Source organism: Microbacterium sp. X-17 (genome assembly GCF_039615055.1).
In genome coordinates this window covers 222,596-243,862 of the sequence record NZ_JBDHNI010000005.1, presented here as the reverse complement: position 1 = coordinate 243,862, position 21,267 = coordinate 222,596, and the positions used below count along the sequence as shown (strand labels likewise).

Below are 21,267 nucleotides of genomic sequence, written 5' to 3'. Positions count from 1 at the left end.
CTAGAACGAGGACTCGTCGCGGCAGCTAAGAAGGAGCGAGCCGAACCGCATACGCCCCAGGGTACACCAGGTCGCCAGGAGGCGGACCGGATGCCCGTTTCGAGAGCAGGACATTGTGACATCGGACCTGGGGAAAACGGGGCGGGGAATGTCGGTGGCCCTCGGGAGGATGGAGGGTATGGACGCACTGCTCGAGCACCTCCGCGAGGCGGTCTCCGGCGTGCGCGGAGAGGTACTTGATGCGTTCGACGCGAGGGCTGCTCGGGGGTGTTCCGACGACCACCTGCTCGACGCGATGACCGCAGCGGCCGAGCTCGGGCGGCTCGCGGAGGCGCTCCTCGTGGAGGCGACCGGAGAGGTCGCGCGTCGCTCGCGCGGCGACCGTGCCGAGCGTCTCACGAGCCGGATGGGCTGCCACGACGTGAGCGAGCTGCTCCAGCGTGCGACGCGCTTGGCCCCGGCATCCGTCGCCCGGCTGCGTCGCGGCGCGGACGCGGTCTCTGAGGACGAGTCGATCGGCGGCGAGGGGTTGCCGGCTCGCCTGCCGGCGATGCGCGCGGCGCTCGCCAAGGGCGAGGTCGGGCTCGACGGCCTGCTGGCCGTGGCGGAGCCGCTGGCGACGATGGGGCGGCGTGTCGGGCGCGATGAGGTGCTCGCGGCCGACGCGGTGCTGGCCGCCGAGGCGCGGGGGCAGGGGCCGGATGCCGCTCCCCCGCCGTGCGCCGACCTGCTGCGGCTCCAGGCACAGGCGTGGGTGGCGGCGCTCGATCAGGACGGTGCGGAGCCGCGCGAGTCCCGCGCGCTGCATCTTCGCGGCATCACGCTCGGCCACGCGCGCGACGGGGTCGTTCCCGTGCGGGGGAACCTGCTGCCCGAGGTGGCCGCGCAGTTCCAGCGCATCTGCGATGCGACCGAGTCGCCGCGGACCGATGGCGGGGGTGTCGCGTTCCGCCCGTCAGATGAGGTGGCGGACGACGCACCCGTCGATCTGCGCAGGCCCGCGCAGAAGCGGCACGACGCGCTGGCGACGGCGCTGTTCGCCGCGGCATCCAGCGCCCTGCTGCCGACGATCGGCGGGGCCGCACCCACGCTCGTGGTCTCGGTGCGCGCCGACGACCTCGTCGCCGATACGGGGTGGGCGCATGTCGACGGCGCCGCGGAGCCGGTCTCGCCCGCGGCCGCGCGACACGCCGGCTGCGCCGGCGTCGTGCAGCGAGTGCTGCTCGACACGAACGGCCGAATCGAGCGCATCGGCACCGAGGAGCGCGTGTTCAACCGCCACCAGCGCCGCGCGATCGCGCTTCGCGACGGCGGCTGCCTCATCCCCGGCTGCGGCGTGCCGGCCGGCTGGTGCGAAATCCACCACGTGACCGAGCACGCGATCGGCGGCCCGACGCACACCGACAACGGCGTGCTCCTCTGCTGGTTCCACCACCGCTTCCTCGACACGAGCGGCTGGAGCGTTCGCATGAATCGCGGCGTCCCCGAGGTGAGAGCGCCCGGCTGGGCCGACCCGCACCGCGAGTGGCGCGCGACGACGAAGTCGAGGTCGCGCCTGCTCGACCGCGTCATCCGCCGGACGTGATCCGAGCGGAGCATGTCACGTCGATAGGCGCCGCCGAGGCAACCGAACCGCCAGAGTAGTGGTGTGAGATGGTGTGGGCGGCCCGTGGGAGACGAAGGGCATGCGCTGGCGAACGCCACTCAGGCTCGCTTCCGTGCGGCCGTCGCGAATTCCGGTCATGTCTGGGATGACCCGCAGCTCACCGCCATCGACGCGCTCAGTGCGCCCACTCGCCACGGCTATTACCTCTGGGGTGGCGTGGGCCGGGGAAAGAGCCTGCTCGGTGACACGTACTTCGCCGCGATTCCGACCGCCCGAAAGCGTCGATTCCATTTCCATGACTTCTTCCGAGACCTCCACACCCAGATCGTCCGTGACCGCGTACCGCTCGACCGGTCCTTGCGAGGACTGATCGGGAACGCCGACGTGGTGCTCTTCGACGAGTTCCACGTGCACGACGTCGCCGACGGCGTCTATCTCACGGCCACGCTGCGGCGCCTGCTCGATGCCGGGACCCTCATCGTCGCGACGTCGAACTACGCGCCCGAGGCGCTGATGCCGAACCCGCTCCACCACGAGCGCTTCCGGCCGGCGATCGAGCTCATCCGCGAGCGACTCGACGTCGTTCACCTTCGCGACGGCCGGGACTACCGCACCGAGCGCGCGGGCGACGGGCGCGGCTTCGCCACCGGAACCTGGAGCACTCGACCATCGGCTCCGCCGCCACCCGGACCCGCCGTCGATCTGGATGCCGCGGGCCATATGCTGAGCGCACAGCACGTCGATGACGGCGGCGGCACCTTCACGTTTCGAGAGCTTTGCTCTCGAGCTCTCGGCGTCGCCCAGTACCTCTGGCTCGCCGAACACCTGCGCACGATCACCCTGACTGCGGTACCCGACCTCGCGACGGTCGATCGCGATCCGCTCGCGAGATTCGCCAACCTCATCGACGTTCTCCACGACCGCGACATCCCGCTTCACGTCACGGCCGTCGGCGAGCCTGGCCGACTCCGGGAGGCGACGGAGCCACCCCGAGACGTCGACCGAATCGTCAGCAGGCTGTTTATGCTCCGACGGGCATGAGTCGCCGGAGCGATAGGCTCCGGCGCATGCGGATCGTGGTGGCGGGGACGCACGCCAGTGGGAAGAGCACGCTCATCGGGGACTTCGTCGCGCGCCATCCGGAGTATCGCGTCCTACCGGACCCGTTCGACGAGCTCGCGGACGATCTCTTCGACGAGCCCGACGCGCGCCTGTTCAGCGCGCAGCTGGAGCTCGCGGCGCGCCGGCTGGTCTCGCTGGAGGACGACGTGGACGTCATCGCGGAGCGCGGCCCCCTCGACTTCCTGGCCTACCTCGACGCCCTCGACCGCCTCGGCCGGCGAGGACGATCGCGCGAGGCGCTCAGCGCCGGGCTCGCGTGCACGGAGCAGGCGGCCGCGCACATCGATCTGCTCGCGCTGCTACCACTCAGCGAGCGGCATCCGATCCTCGTGGGCGAGGACGAGGATCCCGAGCTCCGGGACGCAATGAACGACGCCGTTCTGGAGCTGGCCGACGATCCCGACCTCGCGGGCACCGCGATCGTCGAGCTGGCCGGCGACCGGTATGCGCGGCTCGCGCAGCTTGAGGAGGCCGTCTTCGGCTACAGCTCGTAGCTGACGATCGTACGGAGGAACCCGCGGAGCTCCTCCGTCATGTCGAGCACGTCGCGGTCGAGCAGCCACTGCACCTGCAGACCGTCCATCAGCGCGACGGTCCGCACCGCGGCGCTGAGGGGGCGCACACCGGGCTGCAGACCCCCCTCGCGCTGGATCACGGTGAACGCCTTCTCCAGCCCTTCGCGCATCCAGTCGTAGCGACGGACGAAGTACTCGTGCGCCGGGTGGTCGGGCGATGTCCCCTCGGCCGAGAGGGTGCAGTACAGCGCGACGACACCGGGCGTGGACGCGTTGTAGCTCGCGAGCTCCAGGAGTCCCGCGATCGTCGCTCGGCCGATCGACGCATCGTCGATCGGAACGAGCTGCTCCCCTCGGACGTCACGCCGTTCCAGCACCGCCGCCAGCAGAGCGCTCTTGTTCGGGAAGTGGTGGAGGAGGCCCGCCTCGCTCATGCCGACCCGCTCCGCGATGTCCCGGATCGACCCGGCGCGATAGCCCGACTGGGCGAAGACCTCGAGCGCGGCATCCAGGATCACGCGGCGCTTCTCGTCGGTCTTCGCGTACGCGCCCCGCGGCTTGCCCACGCGCCGCGTCGCCGTCGATGTGCTCGTCATTCTCGGTCCTTCGGGCTCGTGTGGCGTTCAGCCTAATCTTCAGGTGATCGAGAGGACGACATGACCACCGCACGCATCACCGAACTGGAGGCCGAGCACGACGAGCTCGTGCTCCCCGCATTCGACCACGCCGACGCCTGGCGTCTCGGCGGCATCATCACCGCCGCAGCCCTCTCCGCCGGACACCGGGTCGCGATCGACATCCGCCGACCCGGGCTCGTGCTCTTCCGAGCAGCCCTCGCCGGAACGACGCCCGACCAGGAGGCCTGGATCGCCGCGAAGGCGCGCACGGTTCTGCGGCTCGAGACGAGCTCCGCCCTCGCCGCGGAGCGCTTCGCCCAGAGCGGTGTGGACGCGGCCGGGATGGGATGGCTCCCGTTCCCGGAATACGCGCTGGCCGGCGGTTCCGTTCCCGTGCGGGTCGCCGGGACCGGCGTCGTCGCGGCGGTGACCGCATCCGGCCTTTCGTCCGACGACGACCACGCGCTCGTCGTGGCCGGCCTCCGGGAGCTGATCCGACTGTGGTGAATCCCGCACAGTCACTCGGGTTTTGTGATAGCGTCCATGCTCCAGACGGCCCAACGACGGGCTGCGCTCGAAAGGACAAGGATGTTCTCTTGGAAGAAGGCGGCTGTCGTCCTGGCCGCCGTCGCACTGGCACTCACCGGCTGCTCCGCCGGTGGCTCCGGAGGATCGACCGCCTCGGGCGGGACGCTGACCCTCGGCCTCATCACCCCCGCCTCCAACTTCTCGGCGCAAGGGGCGAGCTGGGCCAACGAGTCCCCCTACATGCAGGCGGTCTATGACACGCTGCTGAAGGCCGAGGCGGACGGCACGATCGTCGCGAACCTCGCCACGGACTGGTCCTACAACGCCGACAACACCGTGCTCACGATGACGCTGCGCGACGACGTGAAGTTCACGGACGGCACGCCGTTCAACGCCCAGGCCGCGGCGCAGAACCTCGTCCGCTTCCGGGACGGCACCTCGCCGAATGCGTCGTTCCTGGCGAACCTCAAGGACGCCACCGCGATCGACGACACGCACGTCCAGCTCACGCTCAAGGCGCCGGACCCGGCCCTGCTCACGTACCTCACCCAGAACGCCGGTCTGCAGGAGAGCCCCGCGGCGTTCGGGAACGCCGACGTCAAGACGGTTCCCGTCGGCTCCGGCCCGTACACGCTCAACGTCGGCGAGACGGTCGTCGGCAACAGCTACGTCTTTGACAAGAACCCGAACTACTGGAACCCATCGGACCAGCACTACGACAAGCTCGTCATGAACTACTACGCCGACAGCACCTCGCTGCTGAACGCGATCCAGGGCGGCCAGGTCAACGCGTCCACGACGATCAACAACACGATCCTCCCCCAGATCGAGTCGGCCGGGTACACCCTCAGCCCGATCGAGAACAACTGGTGGGGCCTCATCATCGGCGACCGCAACGGGACCCTGAACCCGGCGATCGGCAACGTGAAGGTGCGCCAGGCGCTCAACTACGCGTTCGACCGCAACGCGATGCTGACGGCCTTCACCGACGGCCACGGCACGGTGACCGAACAGATCTTCCCGACGAAGTCGACGAGCTACGACCCGGCGCTCGACCAGACCTACAGCTACGACCCGGCGAAGGCCCGGCAGTTGCTCGCCGAGGCGGGCTACCCCAACGGGTTCGACCTCAGGATGCCGAGCTCCGCCGCCTTCGGCGCGTCGAACTTCGCGCTCATCCAGCAGCAGCTGGCCGACGTCGGCATTCGCGTGACCTACGACGAACTCCAGGTCAACGACTACATCACCGCTCTCGTCAGCGGAAAGTACCCCGTGGCCCTGATGGCGCTGCAGCTCGACCCGACCGACTGGCAGCTGTCCCAGTTCTCGATCGACAAGAGCGCTACGTTCAACGGCTTCCACACCGATGACCCGATGGTTCAGGGCTACATCGCCACCCTCCAGACCGGCAGCAAGGCCGACGCCGAGGCGGCGGGCAAGGCGCTCAACAAGTACATCGTCGATCAGGGCTGGTTCGCCCCGTGGTTCCGTCCGGCGCTCAACTTCGTGAGCGACCCGAACACCGACCTCACGGTGCAGGTGGGCAATTCCTACCCGTACCTGTGGAACATCAAGCCGAAGAACTGATCAACCCGGGATGCCGGGGCGGTGGCGGATCGCCCCGGCCCGGCATCTCACCCCACGACAAGGACCGACGTTGCTCCGATTCACCGTCCGCCGCCTCGTGAGCGGCGTGATCCTCCTCTTCGTCATCTCGAGTGCCGCCTTCCTGCTCTTGAACCTCGGCGCGGGCGACGTCGGGAGGCGGATCCTCGGCCCCGCCGCCACGGACGCGACCGTAACGCTGAAGAACCAGCAGCTGGGCCTCGACCAACCGGTCTTCACCCGCTACGTCGAGTGGCTCACGGGCGCTCTGCGCGGCGACTTCGGATCGTCGTGGTTCACCAACCAGCCCGTCGACCAGGCGATCTTCTCCCGCCTGGCGGTGACCCTCTCGCTCGTCATCGGCGCCACGATCGCGAGCGGCGTGATCGCGACGGTGCTCGGCGTCTGGGCGGCGCGTCGCCGTGGCTGGGCCGACAAGCTCGTCCAGGTGATCGCGGTGCTCGGCTTCGCGATCCCGGGCTTCCTCATCGCGATCTTCCTCGTGAACGTGTTCGCCCTGAACCTGCACTGGTTCAAGCCCACCGGCTACGTGCAGATGAGCAGCTCGTTCCCCGGCTGGATGAGCTCGGTCACCCTCCCCATCGTCGCGCTCTCGATCGGCGCCATCGCCGCGATCGTGCAGCAGGTCCGCGGATCCGTCATCGACGCCCAGCGGCAGGACTGGGTGCGCACGCTCCGCAGCCGCGGCCTCTCCGAGAACCGCATCGTGTACAAGCACGTGCTGCGCAACGCCGGCGGCCCCGCGCTCGCCGTGCTCGCCGTCCAGTTCATCGGCCTCCTCGGCGGCGCGGTGATCGTGGAGCAGATCTTCGCCATCCCCGGTCTCGGGCAGATCTCGGTGTCGGCCACGGCCCAGGGCGACATGCCGCTCGTGATGGGCCTCGTGGTCGCGGTCGGCGCACTGGTCGTGATCGTCAACCTTCTCATCGACCTGATCCAAGGCTTCCTCAACCCGAAGGTGCGTGTGTCGTGAGCGAATCCGCCACCAACCCCCTGCCCGGCACCGCCGTCGAGGAGCGCGCCGCGCGCTCGCACCTCGTCCGCCGGATGCTCCGCAACGGAGCGGGCCTGTTCGCCCTCATCGTGCTCGGTCTGATCGTGCTCGCGGCCATCCTGGCGCCGCTGCTCACGCAGCAGGATCCGAACTTCTCGAACATCCAGAATCTGGGTGCCGCCCCCAGCGCCGATCATCCGCTCGGCACCGACGGCGCCGGTCGCGACGTGCTGGCCCGCCTCCTCTACGGCACGCGCTACAGCCTGGCCGCGGCGCTTCTCGGCACCGTCGTCGCCGCCGTGATCGGCGTGACCGGCGGCCTTATCGCCGGGTACTTCGGCAAATGGTTCGAGTCCGTGTCCTCGTGGCTCGTCGCCGCCATCATGGCGCTCCCCGGCATCGTCGTGCTGCTCGCCGCCCGCGCCGTGCTCGGCCCCTCGCTGTGGCTTGCGATGGCCGTGTTCGGCGTGCTCCTCGCGCCGGCGTTCTATCGGCTCGTCTACACGGCCGTGATGAACGTGCGGGGTGAGCTGTTCGTGGATGCGGCACGCGTCTCGGGCGTCGGCGACGCGCGCATCATCGGCCGCCACATCCTGTCGGTCGTGCGGGCCCCGATCATCATCCAGTTCGCGTTCGTGATGGGCATCGCGATCGCGATCCTCGCCGGACTGGACTTCCTCGGCCTCGGCGACGCCTCGGTCCCGACGTGGGGGAACATGCTCAACGACGCGTTCGCCCGCATGTACAAGACCCCGATGCTCCTGCTCTGGCCGAGCGTCGCGATCGCGCTAACTTCGGTCGCGCTCGCCCTGTTCGCGAACGCCCTCCGCGACGAGCTCGAGCGGAGCGGGAAGCGCGCGCGCCGCCGGCGGGGCGCCGCGGCCGCCGCTGCGACGGCCACCGTGACGATCCCGCCCGCCGAGGTCGTCGTGCACCCCGAGACGGAGCCCGACACGCGCGACCGTCTGCTCGTGGTGGACTCGCTCGTGGTCGGCTACGACCAGCCGGACGGCGGCGTGAAGCAGGTCGTCAACGGCGTCTCGCTCACGGTGCGACAGGGCGAGGTCCACGGCCTCATCGGCGAATCCGGCTCGGGGAAGACGCAGACGGCTTGGTCGATCCTGCGCCTCCTCCCCGACGGCGGTCGGATCGTCGGCGGGAGCGTCGTCTTCCGCGGAACCGACCTCGCGTCGCTCACCGAGGCGGAGATGCGGAAGATCCGCGGCCGGCGGATCTCCTACATCCCGCAGGAGCCGATGTCGAACCTCGATCCCTCCTTCACGATCGGCAGCCAGCTCGTCGAGCCGATGCGGCTCGCGCTCGGCATCTCCCGCACCGAGGCCAAGAAGCGCGCGCTCGATCTGCTCGCCCGGGTGGGCATCCCGAACCCCGAGCGCACGTACGCGGCCTACCCGCACGAGGTGTCGGGCGGGATGGCGCAGCGCGTACTGATCGCCGGCGCCGTCTCGTGCGAACCCGAGCTCGTGATCGCCGACGAGCCGACCACGGCGCTCGACGTCACCGTGCAGGCCGAGATCCTCGACCTGCTGCGCGGGCTGCAGAAGGAGCTCGGGGTGAGCATCCTCATCGTCACGCACAACTTCGGCGTGGTCGCCGACCTCTGCGACCGCGTCTCCGTGATGCGCGACGGGATGATCGTGGAGACGGGGCCCGCGCGGCCGATCTTCGCCGACCCGCAGCATCCGTACACGAAGTCCCTGTTCGACGCGATCCTCGAGGACGGCGCCGCGCGCGGCGCGCTCGAACTCGCGTCCGACCGCCATGCCATCACGGTGGGAGCCGCATCATGACCGAGCCGCTGCTCGTCGTCGACCAGCTCGTGGTCGACTACCCCGTGAAGGGATGGCGACGGAAGCCCTTCCGCGCTCTCAAAGGCGTGTCGCTGGACATCGAGGCCGGCGAATGCGTCGGGCTCGTCGGCGAGTCCGGATCGGGCAAGACCACCCTCGGCCGGGCGGTGCTGGGCCTCGCGCCGGTGACCGGCGGCAGCATCCGCTTCCGGGGCGCCGAGATCGGGCAGCTCTCGCGGGGTGACCGCCGCGCGCTCTCCGATGCGATCCAGGTCGTGTTCCAGGACCCGTACTCCTCGCTCAATCCCTCGCTCACGATCGAGCAGTCGCTCACCGAGCCGCTGCGCGTGAAGAAGCTCTCGGCCGCGGATGCCTCGAAGCGCGTGCGCACCCTCCTCGACCAGGTCGGCCTGCCGTCGAACGCCGCCGGCCGGCTGCCCCGCGAGTTCAGCGGCGGGCAGCGCCAGCGCATCGCGATCGCCCGGGCGCTCGCGCTGTCGCCGCAGCTCATCGTGTGCGACGAGCCGGTGTCGGCGCTCGACCTCTCGACCCAGGCCCGCGTGCTCGACCTGTTCAAGGAGATCCAGGAGGAGACGGGCGTCGCCTACCTCTTCGTCTCCCACGACCTCGCCGTTGTGCGGCACCTCAGCCATCGCGTCGCGGTGATGTACCACGGCGAGATCGTGGAGTACGGCCCCGGCGACCAGGTCACCTCCGAGCCCGAGCATCCCTATACCCAGCGGTTGCTCCTGGCGGCCCCGGTGCCCGATCCCGTGCTCCAGGAACAGCGGCGCGCCGACCGGCGCCGGCTGATCGACGCCCAGAACGAGATGGCCGTTCAGGCCGGCGCGATCTGACGGCCCCGCCGCTCGGCTTCTCTCCCACAGCTTCTCCCCCACGACCGACGGCCCGCAGCGGCCGCCAGGAAGGACGACGCATGACCGACCTCACCACCGCCCGGGAGCTCGACACGGTGCTCGCCCAGCTCAGCCTCGAGGAGAAGGTGCGCCTGCTCACGGGCCGCGACTTCTGGAGCACACTGCCGATCGACCGGGTGGGGCTCCGCAGCATGGTGCTGTCCGACGGCCCCTCCGGCGTCCGCGGGCCGGAGTGGGACGAACGCTCACCCTCCCTCAACCTGCCCTCGGCCTCCGCGCTCTCGGCCGCGTTCGATCCGGCCATGGCGCACCGCTACGGCGCCGTCGCCGCATGCGAGGCCCGCCGGAAGGGCGTCGACGTCGTGCTCGGCCCGACGGTGAACCTCCACCGGTCGCCCCTCGGCGGCCGCCACTTCGAGGCCTTCAGCGAGGATCCGGTCCTCACCGGCGAGCTCGCCGCCGCCTACGTCAACGGCCTGCAGGACAACGGCGTCGCCGCGACCCCGAAGCACTATGTGGCGAACGACTCGGAGACGGACCGCTTCACGGCGGACGTTCGGGTGAGCGACCGCGCACTGCGCGAGCTCTACCTGCTCGCCTTCGAGAAGGCGATCGTCGACTCCCGAGCCTGGCTCGTCATGAGCGCCTACAACTCCGTCAACGGCGTGACCGCGACGGAGAACGATCTGCTGGAGACCCCGTTGAACAGCGAGTGGGGGTTCGACGGCGTCGTGGTCAGCGACTGGACCGCCGTCCGGTCGCTCGCCTCGGCGGAGGCCGCCCAGGACCTGGCGATGCCAGGGCCCGATGGGCCGTGGGGCGAGGCGCTCATCACCGCGGTGGCGCAGGGGGCCATCGCGCTGGACGTGGTCGACCGCAAGGTGCGGCGGCTGCTCCGCCTGGCCCAGCGCGTGGGTGCGCTCGGCGAGGCGGGACCGGCTCCTCTCGTGCACGTCGAGGACGGCATCCGATTCGCCCGGGAGGCGGCGGCGGACGGCGCCGTGCTCCTGGAGAACCGCGGAGAGCTGCCGTGGAACGCCGCCGAGCTGCGCCGGGTGGCCGTGAGCGGGAACAATGCCGACGTCGTGCGCACCCAGGGCGGCGGGAGCGCGACGGTGCTGCCCGAGCACACGATCTCGCCCCTGGAGGGCCTCCGCGCCGCGCTGCCGGACACCGAGATCGAGTACTCCGTCGGCGCGATCACGCAGGTCGGGCTCGCCGGCATCCCCCGGGAGCGGATGACGAACCCGGTGACCGGCGCGCCCGGCGCCCGCGTGACCTTCCGGGACGCGGCGGGCGAGGACATCTTCCACGAAGACCGCCTCGCGACCGAGCTCGTGTGGTTCGGCGGCAGCGCCCCGACCGCCCGGGCCCGCGAGATCGAGCTGGCGTTCCGCTACCTCCCGGCCGCGAACGAACGGGTCGACATCGGGTTCGCCGCGACCGGCCGGGGCCGGTTCTGGATCGACGGCGAGCTCCTGATCGACGAGGTGGTCGTGCCTGTCGGCGAAGACCTCGGGGCCGCGTTCCTCGCACCGGACAACCGCACGGTCTCCGTCGACGTCGTCGCGGGTCGAGCCGTCGACATCCGCTTCGTCTACGAGGCCCCGCCGCGCGACGACGCGCTCGCCGGGGCGCTGTCGCTGAGCGTGGGCACGCGCCCGACGGCGACCGACGACGACCTGCTCATCGCCGAAGCGGTGGCGGCGGCACGCGCCGCCGACGTCGCGCTGGTCGTCGTGGGCACCAATGCCCGGGTCGAGTCCGAGGGCTTCGATCGTGTCGATCTCGGCCTGCCCGGGCGGCAGGACGACCTGGTGCGTGCGGTCGCCGCGGCCAACCCGCGCACCGTGGTGCTCGTGAACGCGGGCGCTCCCGTGCTCCTGCCCTGGCGCCACGAGGTCGCCGCGGTCCTCGTCGGCTGGTTCGGCGGTCAGGAGTTCGGCCACGCCATCGCGGACGTGCTGCTCGGCGTCGCGGAGCCCGGCGGCCGCCTGCCGACCACCTGGCCGGACGCGGCGGCCGACGTCCCGGTGCTCGACACGCGTCTGGTCGACGGCGCTCTCGTCTACGACGAGGGCATCCACATCGGCTACCGCGCGTGGCTCCGCGCCGGCGCGACGCCGGCGTACTGGTTCGGGCATGGCCTCGGCTACACGCACACGGAACTCATCGGCGTCTCGGCGCCCGCCACCGCGGTCGCCGGCACGACCATCGACGTCACGGTGTCCGTGATCAATCGCGGTGAGCGCGACGGCAAGCAGGTCGTCCTCGTCTTCGCGGAGAAGCCCGACTCGGCCGTCGAGCGGGCCGAGCGGTGGCTGGTCGGCTTCGCGTCTGTTCGCGTCGCCGCGGGCGCCACCGCCGCGGTCGACGTCTCCGTCCCGACCCGGCTGCTCGCCCACTGGGAGGACGGTTGGCGGTACGAGCCCGGGGAGTACACCCTCCGCATCGGCACGTCCGCGGTCGAGCTGCCCCTGGCGGCCAGCCTGGAGCTGAAGGCGGACGCATGAGGCCGGGCGCTGTCGTCGACCGGCTGCGCGCCGAGCTCCGCGACGACAGCGCCGCCGTCGCCACGCCGACGCCCCGGCTGACCTGGACCGTCGTGAGCGACGAGCCCGGCTGGGTGCAGCGATCGGCCGAGCTGCGCAGCGGCGACCGCACGGTCGTCCTCGACGGGCCGGACAGCGTACTCGTGGCCTGGCCCTTCGCCCCGCTCGCGGCCGGGGCGTCGTGCGACGTCGCCGCGCGCGTGACCGCAGAGGACGGGCGCCGCACGGAGTGGAGCGAACCGCTCCGCGTCGAGGCGGCGTTCACGGACGTCTGGCCGGGCGAGATGATCGGCCTCGCCCACCCGGATCGCGCCGCCCAGCCCGTGCTCTTGCGCCGGCGGTTCCCGGTGGGAGCCGGTCTGCGGCGCGCACGGCTGTTCTTCACCGCCCTCGGTGCGGCGGAGGTCGAGCTGAACGGCCGGCCCATCGACGTCGGCATCCTCGCCCCCGGCTGGACGAGCTACCGCGACCGGCTCGTGCACGAGACGGTCGACGTGACGGCGGCGCTGCGCGAGGGCGGCAACGTCATCGGGGTGCGGCTCGCGGGCGCCTGGTACACCGAGAAATACGGGTTCCACGGGTTCGCCGAGCGCGTGTACGGCGACCAGCCGGGCTTCTCGGGACATCTGGAGCTGGAGTTCAACGACGGATCGACCGAGATCGTCGCGACCGACCGCGCGTGGCGCGCCACGGGCACCGGCCCGCTCGTCGACAGCGGGATCTACGCCGGCGAGCACCACGACCTGCGGCTCGGCCGCCCGGGCTGGTCCGACCCGGGCCTCGACCCGGACGCGGATACGGGCCTCGACGAGGACGCCGGCTGGGGCGCCGTCCGGGTCTTCGACGCCTCGTTCCCCCGCCCGGAGGCGCGGATCGCGCCGCCTGTGCGACGCACCGGTGAGCTGCCGGTCGCGGGGATCACCGTGTCGCCGTCCGGCCGGACGATCCTCGACCTCGGGCAGAACCTCGTCGGCCGGCTGCGCATCACGGTCGACGGGCCGGCGGGCACTCGCATCGTGCTGCGGCACGCGGAGGTGCTCGAGCACGGCGAGCTGGCCGTCCGGTCGCTCCGTGCGGCGGAGGCCACGGACAGCGTCGTCCTCGACGGTACGGGGCCCGTCACGTGGGAGCCGGCGTTCACGTTCCACGGCTTCCGGTACGCCTCGATCGACGGATGGCCCGGCGAGGTCGACCCGAGCGCGGTGACCGCGGTCGTGGTGAACTCCGACCTGACGCGCACCGGCTGGTTCGCGTCCTCCGATCCGCTGCTCGACCGGTTCCACGAGAACGTCCTGTGGGGCATGCGCGGCAACTTCCTCGGCATCCCCACGGACTGCCCGCAGCGCGACGAACGGCTCGGCTGGACGGGTGACATCCAGGTGTTCGCGCCGACGGCGAGTTCGCTCTTCGACTGCGCCGGGTTCCTCGCATCCTGGCTCCGCGACCTCGCGCACGAACAGCGGCGCGCGGGCGGCATCGTGCCGGTCGTGGTCCCCACGGTGCTGGCGGGCCCCTTCACCGGCGCGATCGCGGCCTGGGGCGATGCCGCCACGATCGTGCCGTGGGTGCTCCACCGGCACTTCGGGGATGTCGGCGTCGTTCGCGATCAGTACGCCAGCATGCGGGCCTGGGTCGACGCGGTGCTCGCCGAGACCGACGAGTCGGGTCTCTGGGCCGGGACCTTCCAGCTCGGCGACTGGCTCGACCCCTCCGCGCCGCCGGATCGCCCGGACCGCGGACGGACGGATGCCGACATCGTCGCGACCGCCTACCTGGCGCGGTCGCTGCAGATCGTGGCTGACGCCGCGGCGCTCCTCGACGAAGCGTCGGATGCCGCCCGCTACGCCGCGGCCGCCGAACGGACCCGGTCCGCCTTCCGCGAGGAGTACGTGACGCCGGCCGGGCGGATGATGTCCGATGCGCCCACCGCCTACGCCCTCGCGCTGGAGTTCGGGCTGGTGACGGATTCCGCCGTGCGGGAGAAGCTCGCCGCCCGCCTGGCGACGCTCGTGCGTCGCGACGGCTACCGCATCGGCACCGGCTTCGTCGGAACGCCGCTCGTCACCGACACGCTCGCCGAGGGAGGGCACCTCACCGCCGCCGGCCGCCTGCTGCTGCAGACCGAGAACCCCTCGTGGCTCTACCCCGTCACGATGGGCGCGACCACCGTCTGGGAGCGGTGGGACTCGCTGCTCGAGGACGGCACCGTGAATCCCGGCGAGATGACGTCCTTCAATCACTACGCGCTCGGCGCCGTCGCGGACTGGATGCATCGCACCGTCGCCGGTCTCCGCCCCGACGAGCCGGGCTACCGCCGGATGCGGGTCGCACCGCGGCCGCTGCCGCAGCTCGACTTCGCCGAGGCCCGGCACGTCACTCCCTACGGCGAGGCCGCCGTGGCGTGGCGGCGGGTGGGCGGCCGCATCGCGGTCACCGCCGTCGTGCCCGCGAACACGTCGGCGATCGTCTCGCTCCCGGGGCGGGAGGACGTCGTGGTGGCGGCCGGCCGCCACGAGTTCTCGTTCGAGGACGCGACGGGCGATGCGCGCCTCCCGCGGCTTCCGCTCACGCTCGACTCCTCCACGGCGGACATCATCGACGACCCGGCCGCGTACCGTGCGACCCTCCATGCGATCGCGTCCCTCGACCCGGACCTCGCCGACGTCTTCCGCCGGCAGACCGATTGGATGCCGCGCCGCACCCTCCGGCAGTCGATCCTCTTCGCACCCGCGGAGGTCTACGCCGCCGTTGCCGCCGCGCTCGCCGCCCTCACCCCGGAGGAACGGGACCCGGGCGCCTGACCGGCCGCCCGGTTCAGAACCCGAGGCGGCCGAGCTGCTTCGGGTCGCGCTGCCACTCCTTCGCCACGCGGACGTGAAGGGAGAGGAACACGCGCGTGCCGACGAGCGGCTCGATGCCCGCCCGCGCCCGTGCGCCGACGTCGCTCAGACGCGAGCCGCGCCGGCCGATCACGATCGCCTTCTGGCTGTCCCGCTCGACGATGAGGTCGGCGTACACGTCGGTCAGGTCGCTGTCCTCGCGCGCCGCGACGTCCTGAACCACGACCGCGAGCGAGTGCGGCAGCTCGTCACGGACGCCCTCGAGCGCCGCCTCGCGGATGATCTCCGCGATCCGTTCCTCGACCGACTCGTCGGTGACGACGTCGTCCGGGTACAGCGCCGGCCCCTCGGGCAGCAGAGCGACGAGCTCGTCGGTCAGCACGTCGAGCTGCACGCCCTCGACCGCTGACACCGGGATGACGGCGGCCCAGTCCGTGCGCAGCACGTCGACCTCGATCAGGCGCTCCGCGATCTGCTCGCGGCTCGCGGCATCCGTCTTGGTCACCAGCGCGACCTTCTTCGCGCGCGGGTAGCCGTCGAGGGACTCCGCGATGCGGCGATCCCCCGGTCCGACCTTCTCGGTCGCCGGCACGCACATCGCGATGACGTCGACGTCGCCGAGCACGGTCTCCACGAGGTCGTTGAGGCGCTGCCCGAGCAGCGTCCGCGGGCGGTGGACGCCCGGGGTGTCCACGATCACGAGCTGCCCGTCGTCGCGGTTCAGGATGCCGCGGATCGCGCGCCGCGTCGTCTGGGGCTTGTCGCTCGTGATCGCGATCTTCTCGCCAACCAGCGCGTTCATGAGCGTCGACTTCCCGACGTTCGGGCGCCCGACGAACGTCGCGAACCCGCTCCGGAACGGTGTCTCAGCCACGTTTCCTCCCGTGCTTCTCGGTCTTGCGCTCTTCGGGAGCCCGCTCCACGAAGACCGTCGCGATCCCCCGGCCCCGGCCGCGCGAGGTCGCGCCCGTGAGCACGAGCCCCGCATACTCCGCCGTCGCCCCCGGCTGCGGCACCTGCCCCAGCACCTTCGCGAGCAGGCCGCCGACGGTGTCGACCTCCTCGTCCTCTAGCTCGACGCCGAAGAGCTCGCCGACCTCGTCCAGCGGCATCCGTGCGCTCACACGGTAGCGCCCCGGCTCGAGCGCGACGACGTCCTCGATGCGCGCGTCGTACTCGTCGGAGATGTCGCCCACGAGCTCCTCGATGAGGTCCTCGAGTGTCACGAGAGCCCCGCGATGCCCCCGTACTCGTCCACGACGAGGCACACGTGCACGGCATCCTTCTTCATCTGCTGCAGCAGCGACTCGGCCCGCATCGACTCCGGCACGAAAACGGCGGGGCGGGCGATCCGCGCGAGCGGCGCGTCGCGCCAGCCGACCTCGTCGCGGAACGCGAACTGCACGAGGTCCTTCAGGTAGAGGACGCCCACGACGTCGTCCTGGTCGTCGCCGACGACCGGGACGCGGGAGACGCCCGTGTCGAGGAAGAGGCGCATCGCCTCGCGGGTCGGGGCGGTGGCGGGCACGGTCACCATGTCGGTGCGCGGCACCATGACGGAGCGGACGTACGTGTCGGTGAAGTCGAACACCGAGTGGATGAGGTCGCGGTCGTCGGCCTCGATGAGGTCGTTCGACGCGGCCTCGTCGAGCATGCTGAGGAGCTGCTCCTCCGAGTCGAACGACACCCCGCGCCCGGCCCCCGGGGTGACGCGGTCGCCGATGAACACGAGCGCCGTCGCGAGCGGACCGAGGATGATGCGGACGCCGCGGACGATCGGCGCCGTCGCGCGCAGCAGCCCGCGCGCGTGCCGCCGCCCCACCGAGCGCGGGCTCGCCCCCACGAGGACGAACGTGACACCCGTCATGAGGACCGCGGCGGCCAGCATCGCCCACCAGATGTTCTCGAACAGGAGCGTGAAGGCGACCGTCACGAGCACCGCCGCGGCCGTCTCCGCGAGCACGCGGATGAACGCGACCGCGTTGACGTGCGCGTCCGGATCGGCGGCGATCCTCCGCAGCGCGTCGCTGCGTCCCTCGCCCGCCTCGACGAGCTCCTGTCGCGAGGTCACGCCGAGGGCGGCGTCGATCGCGGCCATGAGACCGCCGAAGGCGACGAGGAGGATCGCGGCGACCAGCAGAAGAGCTGCGGTCACGCCCGGCTCCGCCTCCGCTCCGCGGCCTGGAACGAGGAGATGAGCTGGCGCTGGAGGCCGAACATCTCGCGCTCGTCCTCCGGCTCGGCGTGATCGAAGCCGAGGAGGTGCAGGAGCCCGTGGGTCGTCAGCATGACGAGCTCGTCGAGGGTCGACTGCGGCGGGGTCGCGGCCTTCGCCTGGGCCTCCGCGACCTGCGGGCACAGCACGATGTCGCCGAGCAGGCCCGGCGGGGTCGGCAGGTCCTCGGTGCCGGGCCGCAGCTCGTCCATCGGGAAGCTCAGGACGTCGGTCGGACCGGGCTCGTCCATCCACTGCACGTGCAGCGCCTCCATGGCGCCCTCGTCGACGAGCAGGATCGCGAGATCGGCCTCGGAGCTCACGTGCAGCTCGGCGAGGTCGTGCTCCGCGAGCCGCAGGAGGACGGTCTCGTCGATCGCCATCCCGGACTCGTTGCTGATCTCGATCGTCATGAGCGTCCTCGCTTGGGGAGATGATCGCGCGGTGCGCCCGTGCGGCGTCGGTCCATCCGGTTCACGAACTCCGTGGCCTCCTCGCGCTCCCGGCGATCCGCCATCCGTCGCTCGTCGTACTCGGTGTACGCGTCGACGATGCGCCCCACGAGCGTGTGTCGGACGACGTCCGCGCTCGTGAGATACGTGAAGTGGATGTCGTCGATGTTCGAGAGCACGCGCGTCACGAGCCGCAGTCCGGATGCGCCCTGGGGCAGGTCGACCTGCGTGATGTCGCCGGTGACGACCATCTTCGTGCCGAAGCCGAGGCGGGTCAGGAACATCTTCATCTGCTCGGGCGTCGTGTTCTGCGCCTCGTCGAGCACGACGAACGAGTCGTTCAGCGTCCGTCCGCGCATGTAGGCGAGCGGCGCGACCTCGATCGTCCCGCTCGCCATGAGCTTCGGCACGATCTCCGGGTCCATCATCTCGTTGAGCGCGTCGTAGAGCGGCCGGAGGTACGGATCGATCTTGTCGTTGAGCGAGCCGGGCAGGAAGCCGAGCCGCTCGCCGGCCTCGATCGCCGGACGGCTGAGGATGATGCGGCTGACCTCCTTGCGCTGGAGGGCCTGCACGGCCTTCGCCATCGCCAGGTAGGTCTTGCCGGTCCCCGCGGGACCGATCCCGAACACGATCGTGTTCTCCTCGATCGCGTCGACGTACCCCCGCTGCCCGAGCGTCTTCGGGCGGATCAGCCGCCCGCGCGACGACACGATCGGCTCGCCCAGGACCTCGGACGGCCGCGCGTCCGCGTCGGTGCGCAGGATCCGGTCCGAGGCCTGCACGTCGACCGGGGCCAGGTCGTAGCCCTCCCGCGTCATGGTCAGCAGCTCCTCGACGAGCACGCGGGCGCCGGCCACGGCATCCGCCTCCCCGGTCAGGGTGATCTCGTTGCCGCGGACGTGCACGTCGACCCCGGGGTGCTCGCGCTCCACGACCCGCAGCAGCCGGTCCTGGGGGCCGAGCAGCTGCACCATCGCGACGCCGTCCGCGTAGAGGCGCTCGACGATCGGTTCGGCGTCAGCCACCGAGGCTCGCCTCCGACAGGCCGCCGGCGAGAACGTGCGCGTGCACGTGGAAGACGGTCTGCCCCGCTCCGGCGCCCGTGTTGAAGACGAGCCGGAAGTCGCCGTCCGAGAACCGCGCGGCCGCGTCGCTCGCGACCTCGACCAGCTCGGCGAGGAGGCCCGGGTCGCCGGCCGCGAGCTCGGTGACGTCGCGGTACTCCCCCGTCTTCGGGATCGCCAGGAGGTGCACCGGCGCCTTCGGGTTGATGTCCCGGATGACAAAGACACGGTCGGTCTCCGCGACGATCTCCGCGGGGATGTCGCCCTGCAGGATGCGCGTGAAGATCGAGGCTTCGGTCATATCCGCCAGTCTATCCGCGCTCGTCCCGCCCGCCCCCGTATCCCCCACGCCCCCTGCTCCCGACGCCCCCGTCCCCGTCCCCACCGGCACCCCCGACCCGGCCCCCACCCCCGCGAGAACGCGCTTGTGTCACGAATTTGGGGTATGTCCGTGACATACGCGCGTTCTCACGGAGAGGTGGACACCCCCTCGGGGAGGTGAACACCCCTTCGGGAGGTGGACAGGCGGAAGGGCGCGTGTCGGGCCGAGGGGGCCGGGGCTACCAGCGGGCGAGGAGGACGTTGGCGACCGCGAGGGCGGCGGGGCCGGCCGTCGAGGTGCGCAGGACCGTGTCCCCGAGCCGAACGGGCTCGGCTCCGGCTGCGGCGAGGGCGTCCCGCTCCTCGGGGGCGATCCCGCCCTCGGGGCCGACGACGAACACGAGATCGCGACGGTCGTCCGGGCGGATGCCGGATAGCGCGGCATCCGCCTCGGGATCCAGCACGAGCACACGCGCGGTCTCGGTCCGGGCCACGAGCGCGGGGAGCGTCGCGAGCCCCCCGACCTCGGGGAGCCACGCGCGGTGCGCCTGCTTCGCGGCCTCCCGCGCGATCGTCTCCCACCGGAGCCGGCCCTTCTCGACCTTCGTGGCATCCCCCCACCGCGATACGCTCCGCGCCGCCTGCCACGGCACGATCTCGGATACCCCGAGCTCGGTCGCCGCCTGCACGGCCAGCTCGTCCCGGTCGCCCTTCGCGAGCGCCTGCACGAGCACGAGCCGCGGCGCGGGCGCCGGCACGTCCCGACGCGACGCGACCTCCACGACCACCTCGCGCGGCGACACGGCGGTGCACACGCCGGTGAGCCAGGCCCCCCGCCCGTCCCCGAGCGTGACCTCCTCGCCGACGCGGAGCCGGCGCACCGTCGCCGCGTGATGCGCCTCGGCCCCGGTCAGCGCGACGCGCGCGCCTGGCTGGGCTCCCGAGGCCTCCTCGGCGACGAAGTGCAGCGGCATCCGTCAGCCGTTCCGGAAGCGGTCGCGCAGGCGCGCGAACAGGCCCTGCTGGAACTCGGCGAGCCGGGGCGCGGGCGCCTTGGTCTTCTTCGCGAACTCCTCGATGAGCGCGCGCTCCTTCGCGTCGAGGCGCGTCGGCGTGACGACGTGGACGCCGACCCGGAGGTCGCCGCGCTGGTTTCCGCGCAGCGGCGTGATCCCACGCCCCTTGATCGTGAGGACGTCCCCGGCCTGCACCCCGGGGCGCACCTCCAGGTCCACCGGACCGTCGAGCGACTGGATCGTGGTCTTCGCGCCGAGGATCGCATCCGGCATCGACACCTCGAGCGTCGCGAGCAGGTCGTCGCCGTCTCGCGAGAACGCGTCGTGGTGCGCGACCGTGACCTCGAGGTAGAGGTCGCCGTGTGGGCCGCCGGCCGGCCCGACCTCGCCGGATCCGGGCAGCTGCAGCCGCAGGCCCGTCTCCACGCCGCCCGGGATGTCGACCGACACGGTGCGGCGCGAACGCACGCGCCCCTGGCCCTGGCAGGTCGCGCACGGGTACGGAATCGTGGTGCCGTACCCCTGGCAGGTCGCGCACGGCTGCGTCGTGACGACGTTGCCCAGCAGGCTCCGTACCGTCCGCTGGACGTGGCCCGAGCCCTGGCAGATGTCGCACGTGACCGGCGCCGTGCCCGGCTGGCAGCACGAACCCTGGCACGTCTCGCAGAGGACCGCGGTGTCGACCTCGATGTCGCGGTGCACGCCGAACACGACGTCGCCGAGGTCGAGCGTGACCCGCACGAGCGCGTCCTGTCCCCGCTCGCGCCGCGACCGCGGGCGCGCCGCGCGCGCCCCGCCGTTGCCGAAGAAGCTCTGGAAGATGTCGTCGAACCCGCCGAAGCCGGCCGCGCCCCCCGCCCCGCCGAACGGACTCGAGTCGCCGCCGATGTCGTAGCGACGGCGCTGCTCCGGATCGCTGAGCACGTCGTACGCGTGCGTCACGAGCTTGAAGCGCTCGACCGCCTCCTCGCTCGGATTGACATCCGGATGCAGCTCGCGCGCGAGCCGGCGGTACGCCTTCTTGATGTCGTCCTGGGACGCATCGCGCGGGACGCCGAGCACCTCGTAATGGTCAGCCACGTTCGCCTTCCTGCCCGCCGCCCGGCG

17 protein-coding genes and 1 pseudogene are annotated in these 21,267 nt (G+C 71.6%); 10 read left to right on the top strand and 8 right to left on the bottom strand.

Features of this window, described 5'->3' with window-relative positions; genetic code table 11:
- Positions 1–178: 178 nt before the first annotated feature.
- From ABCS02_RS24065 to ABCS02_RS24055, 3 genes are all read left to right on the top strand, one after another.
- Positions 179–1,585, top strand: a complete 1,407-nt coding sequence (locus tag ABCS02_RS24065; protein WP_345838232.1) for a DUF222 domain-containing protein — start codon at positions 179–181, stop codon at positions 1,583–1,585.
- Between the two features lie 84 nt (positions 1,586–1,669).
- Positions 1,670–2,647: a cell division protein ZapE gene (zapE, locus tag ABCS02_RS24060; RefSeq protein WP_345838231.1), complete on the top strand. Its 978-nt coding sequence runs from the start codon at positions 1,670–1,672 to the stop codon at positions 2,645–2,647.
- Between the two features lie 26 nt (positions 2,648–2,673).
- Positions 2,674–3,222 (top strand): AAA family ATPase, encoded by a 549-nt coding sequence (locus ABCS02_RS24055; protein WP_345838230.1) that lies wholly within the window; start codon positions 2,674–2,676, stop codon positions 3,220–3,222.
- Here the strand turns inward: ABCS02_RS24055 and ABCS02_RS24050 are convergent.
- Complete coding sequence (locus ABCS02_RS24050; RefSeq protein WP_345838229.1) at positions 3,210–3,839, bottom strand: helix-turn-helix domain-containing protein; 630 nt, start codon at positions 3,837–3,839, stop codon at positions 3,210–3,212. The genes ABCS02_RS24055 and ABCS02_RS24050 overlap by 13 nt on opposite strands.
- A gap of 60 nt (positions 3,840–3,899) precedes the next feature.
- Here ABCS02_RS24050 and ABCS02_RS24045 point away from each other — a divergent pair, with 60 nt between their 5' ends.
- From ABCS02_RS24045 to ABCS02_RS24015, 7 genes are all read left to right on the top strand, one after another.
- The gene (locus ABCS02_RS24045; RefSeq protein WP_345838228.1) at positions 3,900–4,367 is read left to right on the top strand and encodes a heme-binding protein; all 468 of its coding nucleotides are present in this window, start codon (positions 3,900–3,902) and stop codon (positions 4,365–4,367) included.
- 81 nt (positions 4,368–4,448) lie between these two features.
- The gene (locus ABCS02_RS24040) at positions 4,449–5,975 is read left to right on the top strand and encodes an ABC transporter substrate-binding protein (RefSeq protein WP_345838227.1); all 1,527 of its coding nucleotides are present in this window, start codon (positions 4,449–4,451) and stop codon (positions 5,973–5,975) included.
- Positions 5,976–6,045: 70 nt separating this feature from the next.
- Positions 6,046–6,987 (top strand): ABC transporter permease, encoded by a 942-nt coding sequence (locus ABCS02_RS24035; RefSeq protein WP_345838226.1) that lies wholly within the window; start codon positions 6,046–6,048, stop codon positions 6,985–6,987.
- Positions 6,984–8,819 (top strand): dipeptide/oligopeptide/nickel ABC transporter permease/ATP-binding protein, encoded by a 1,836-nt coding sequence (locus tag ABCS02_RS24030; protein WP_345838225.1) that lies wholly within the window; start codon positions 6,984–6,986, stop codon positions 8,817–8,819. The genes ABCS02_RS24035 and ABCS02_RS24030 overlap by 4 nt, the downstream gene beginning before the upstream one ends.
- Positions 8,816–9,676 carry an ATP-binding cassette domain-containing protein gene (locus tag ABCS02_RS24025; protein ID WP_345838224.1) on the top strand — a complete coding sequence of 287 codons (861 nt, stop codon included), beginning with the start codon at positions 8,816–8,818 and terminating at the stop codon, positions 9,674–9,676. Before ABCS02_RS24030 ends, ABCS02_RS24025 begins: the two co-directional genes overlap by 4 nt.
- Before the next feature lie 80 nt (positions 9,677–9,756).
- Positions 9,757–12,210, top strand: coding sequence for a glycoside hydrolase family 3 C-terminal domain-containing protein (locus ABCS02_RS24020; protein WP_345838223.1), 2,454 nt, complete (start codon positions 9,757–9,759; stop codon positions 12,208–12,210).
- Complete coding sequence (locus tag ABCS02_RS24015) at positions 12,207–15,050, top strand: family 78 glycoside hydrolase catalytic domain (RefSeq protein WP_345838222.1); 2,844 nt, start codon at positions 12,207–12,209, stop codon at positions 15,048–15,050. Before ABCS02_RS24020 ends, ABCS02_RS24015 begins: the two co-directional genes overlap by 4 nt.
- Positions 15,051–15,063: 13 nt before the next feature.
- Here ABCS02_RS24015 and era read toward each other — a convergent pair whose 3' ends face one another.
- The 7 genes and pseudogenes from era to dnaJ form a co-directional block, all read right to left on the bottom strand.
- On the bottom strand, positions 15,064–15,963 hold the full coding sequence (era, locus tag ABCS02_RS24010; protein WP_345838221.1) for a GTPase Era: 900 nt from the start codon (positions 15,961–15,963) through the stop codon (positions 15,064–15,066).
- Positions 15,956–17,244: pseudogene (locus ABCS02_RS24005) on the bottom strand (hemolysin family protein). Before ABCS02_RS24005 ends, era begins: the two are co-directional and overlap by 8 nt.
- Positions 17,241–17,717: an rRNA maturation RNase YbeY gene (gene ybeY / locus ABCS02_RS24000; protein WP_345838220.1), complete on the bottom strand. Its 477-nt coding sequence runs from the start codon at positions 17,715–17,717 to the stop codon at positions 17,241–17,243. The pseudogene ABCS02_RS24005 and the gene ybeY overlap by 4 nt, the downstream one beginning before the upstream one ends.
- Positions 17,714–18,733 (bottom strand): PhoH family protein, encoded by a 1,020-nt coding sequence (locus ABCS02_RS23995; RefSeq protein WP_345838594.1) that lies wholly within the window; start codon positions 18,731–18,733, stop codon positions 17,714–17,716. Before ABCS02_RS23995 ends, ybeY begins: the two co-directional genes overlap by 4 nt.
- 43 nt (positions 18,734–18,776) lie before the next feature.
- A complete protein-coding gene (locus ABCS02_RS23990) occupies positions 18,777–19,124 on the bottom strand; it encodes an HIT domain-containing protein (RefSeq protein ID WP_345838219.1) in 348 nt (115 codons plus the stop codon).
- A gap of 259 nt (positions 19,125–19,383) precedes the next feature.
- Positions 19,384–20,118: a 16S rRNA (uracil(1498)-N(3))-methyltransferase gene (locus tag ABCS02_RS23985; protein ID WP_345838218.1), complete on the bottom strand. Its 735-nt coding sequence runs from the start codon at positions 20,116–20,118 to the stop codon at positions 19,384–19,386.
- A 3-nt stretch (positions 20,119–20,121) separates the two neighbouring features.
- Positions 20,122–21,240 (bottom strand): molecular chaperone DnaJ, encoded by a 1,119-nt coding sequence (gene dnaJ, locus ABCS02_RS23980; RefSeq protein WP_345838217.1) that lies wholly within the window; start codon positions 21,238–21,240, stop codon positions 20,122–20,124.
- Between the last annotated feature and the right edge of the window lie 27 nt (positions 21,241–21,267).

What these genes read in the sequence shown, in the direction of transcription:
- ABCS02_RS24065 (WP_345838232.1), top strand. Translation starts at nt 179, where the DNA reads ATGGACGCACTGCTCGAGCACCTCCGCGAGGCGGTCTCCGGCGTGCGC.
- ABCS02_RS24055 (WP_345838230.1), top strand. Translation starts at nt 2,674, where the DNA reads ATGCGGATCGTGGTGGCGGGGACGCACGCCAGTGGGAAGAGCACGCTC.
- ABCS02_RS24050 (WP_345838229.1), bottom strand. Translation starts at nt 3,839, where the DNA reads ATGACGAGCACATCGACGGCGACGCGGCGCGTGGGCAAGCCGCGGGGC.
- ABCS02_RS24045 (WP_345838228.1), top strand. Translation starts at nt 3,900, where the DNA reads ATGACCACCGCACGCATCACCGAACTGGAGGCCGAGCACGACGAGCTC.
- ABCS02_RS24040 (WP_345838227.1), top strand. Translation starts at nt 4,449, where the DNA reads ATGTTCTCTTGGAAGAAGGCGGCTGTCGTCCTGGCCGCCGTCGCACTG.
- ABCS02_RS24025 (WP_345838224.1), top strand. Translation starts at nt 8,816, where the DNA reads ATGACCGAGCCGCTGCTCGTCGTCGACCAGCTCGTGGTCGACTACCCC.
- ABCS02_RS24020 (WP_345838223.1), top strand. Translation starts at nt 9,757, where the DNA reads ATGACCGACCTCACCACCGCCCGGGAGCTCGACACGGTGCTCGCCCAG.
- ABCS02_RS24015 (WP_345838222.1), top strand. Translation starts at nt 12,207, where the DNA reads ATGAGGCCGGGCGCTGTCGTCGACCGGCTGCGCGCCGAGCTCCGCGAC.
- ybeY (WP_345838220.1), bottom strand. Translation starts at nt 17,717, where the DNA reads ATGACGATCGAGATCAGCAACGAGTCCGGGATGGCGATCGACGAGACC.
- ABCS02_RS23995 (WP_345838594.1), bottom strand. Translation starts at nt 18,733, where the DNA reads ATGGTGCAGCTGCTCGGCCCCCAGGACCGGCTGCTGCGGGTCGTGGAG.
- ABCS02_RS23990 (WP_345838219.1), bottom strand. Translation starts at nt 19,124, where the DNA reads ATGACCGAAGCCTCGATCTTCACGCGCATCCTGCAGGGCGACATCCCC.
- ABCS02_RS23985 (WP_345838218.1), bottom strand. Translation starts at nt 20,118, where the DNA reads ATGCCGCTGCACTTCGTCGCCGAGGAGGCCTCGGGAGCCCAGCCAGGC.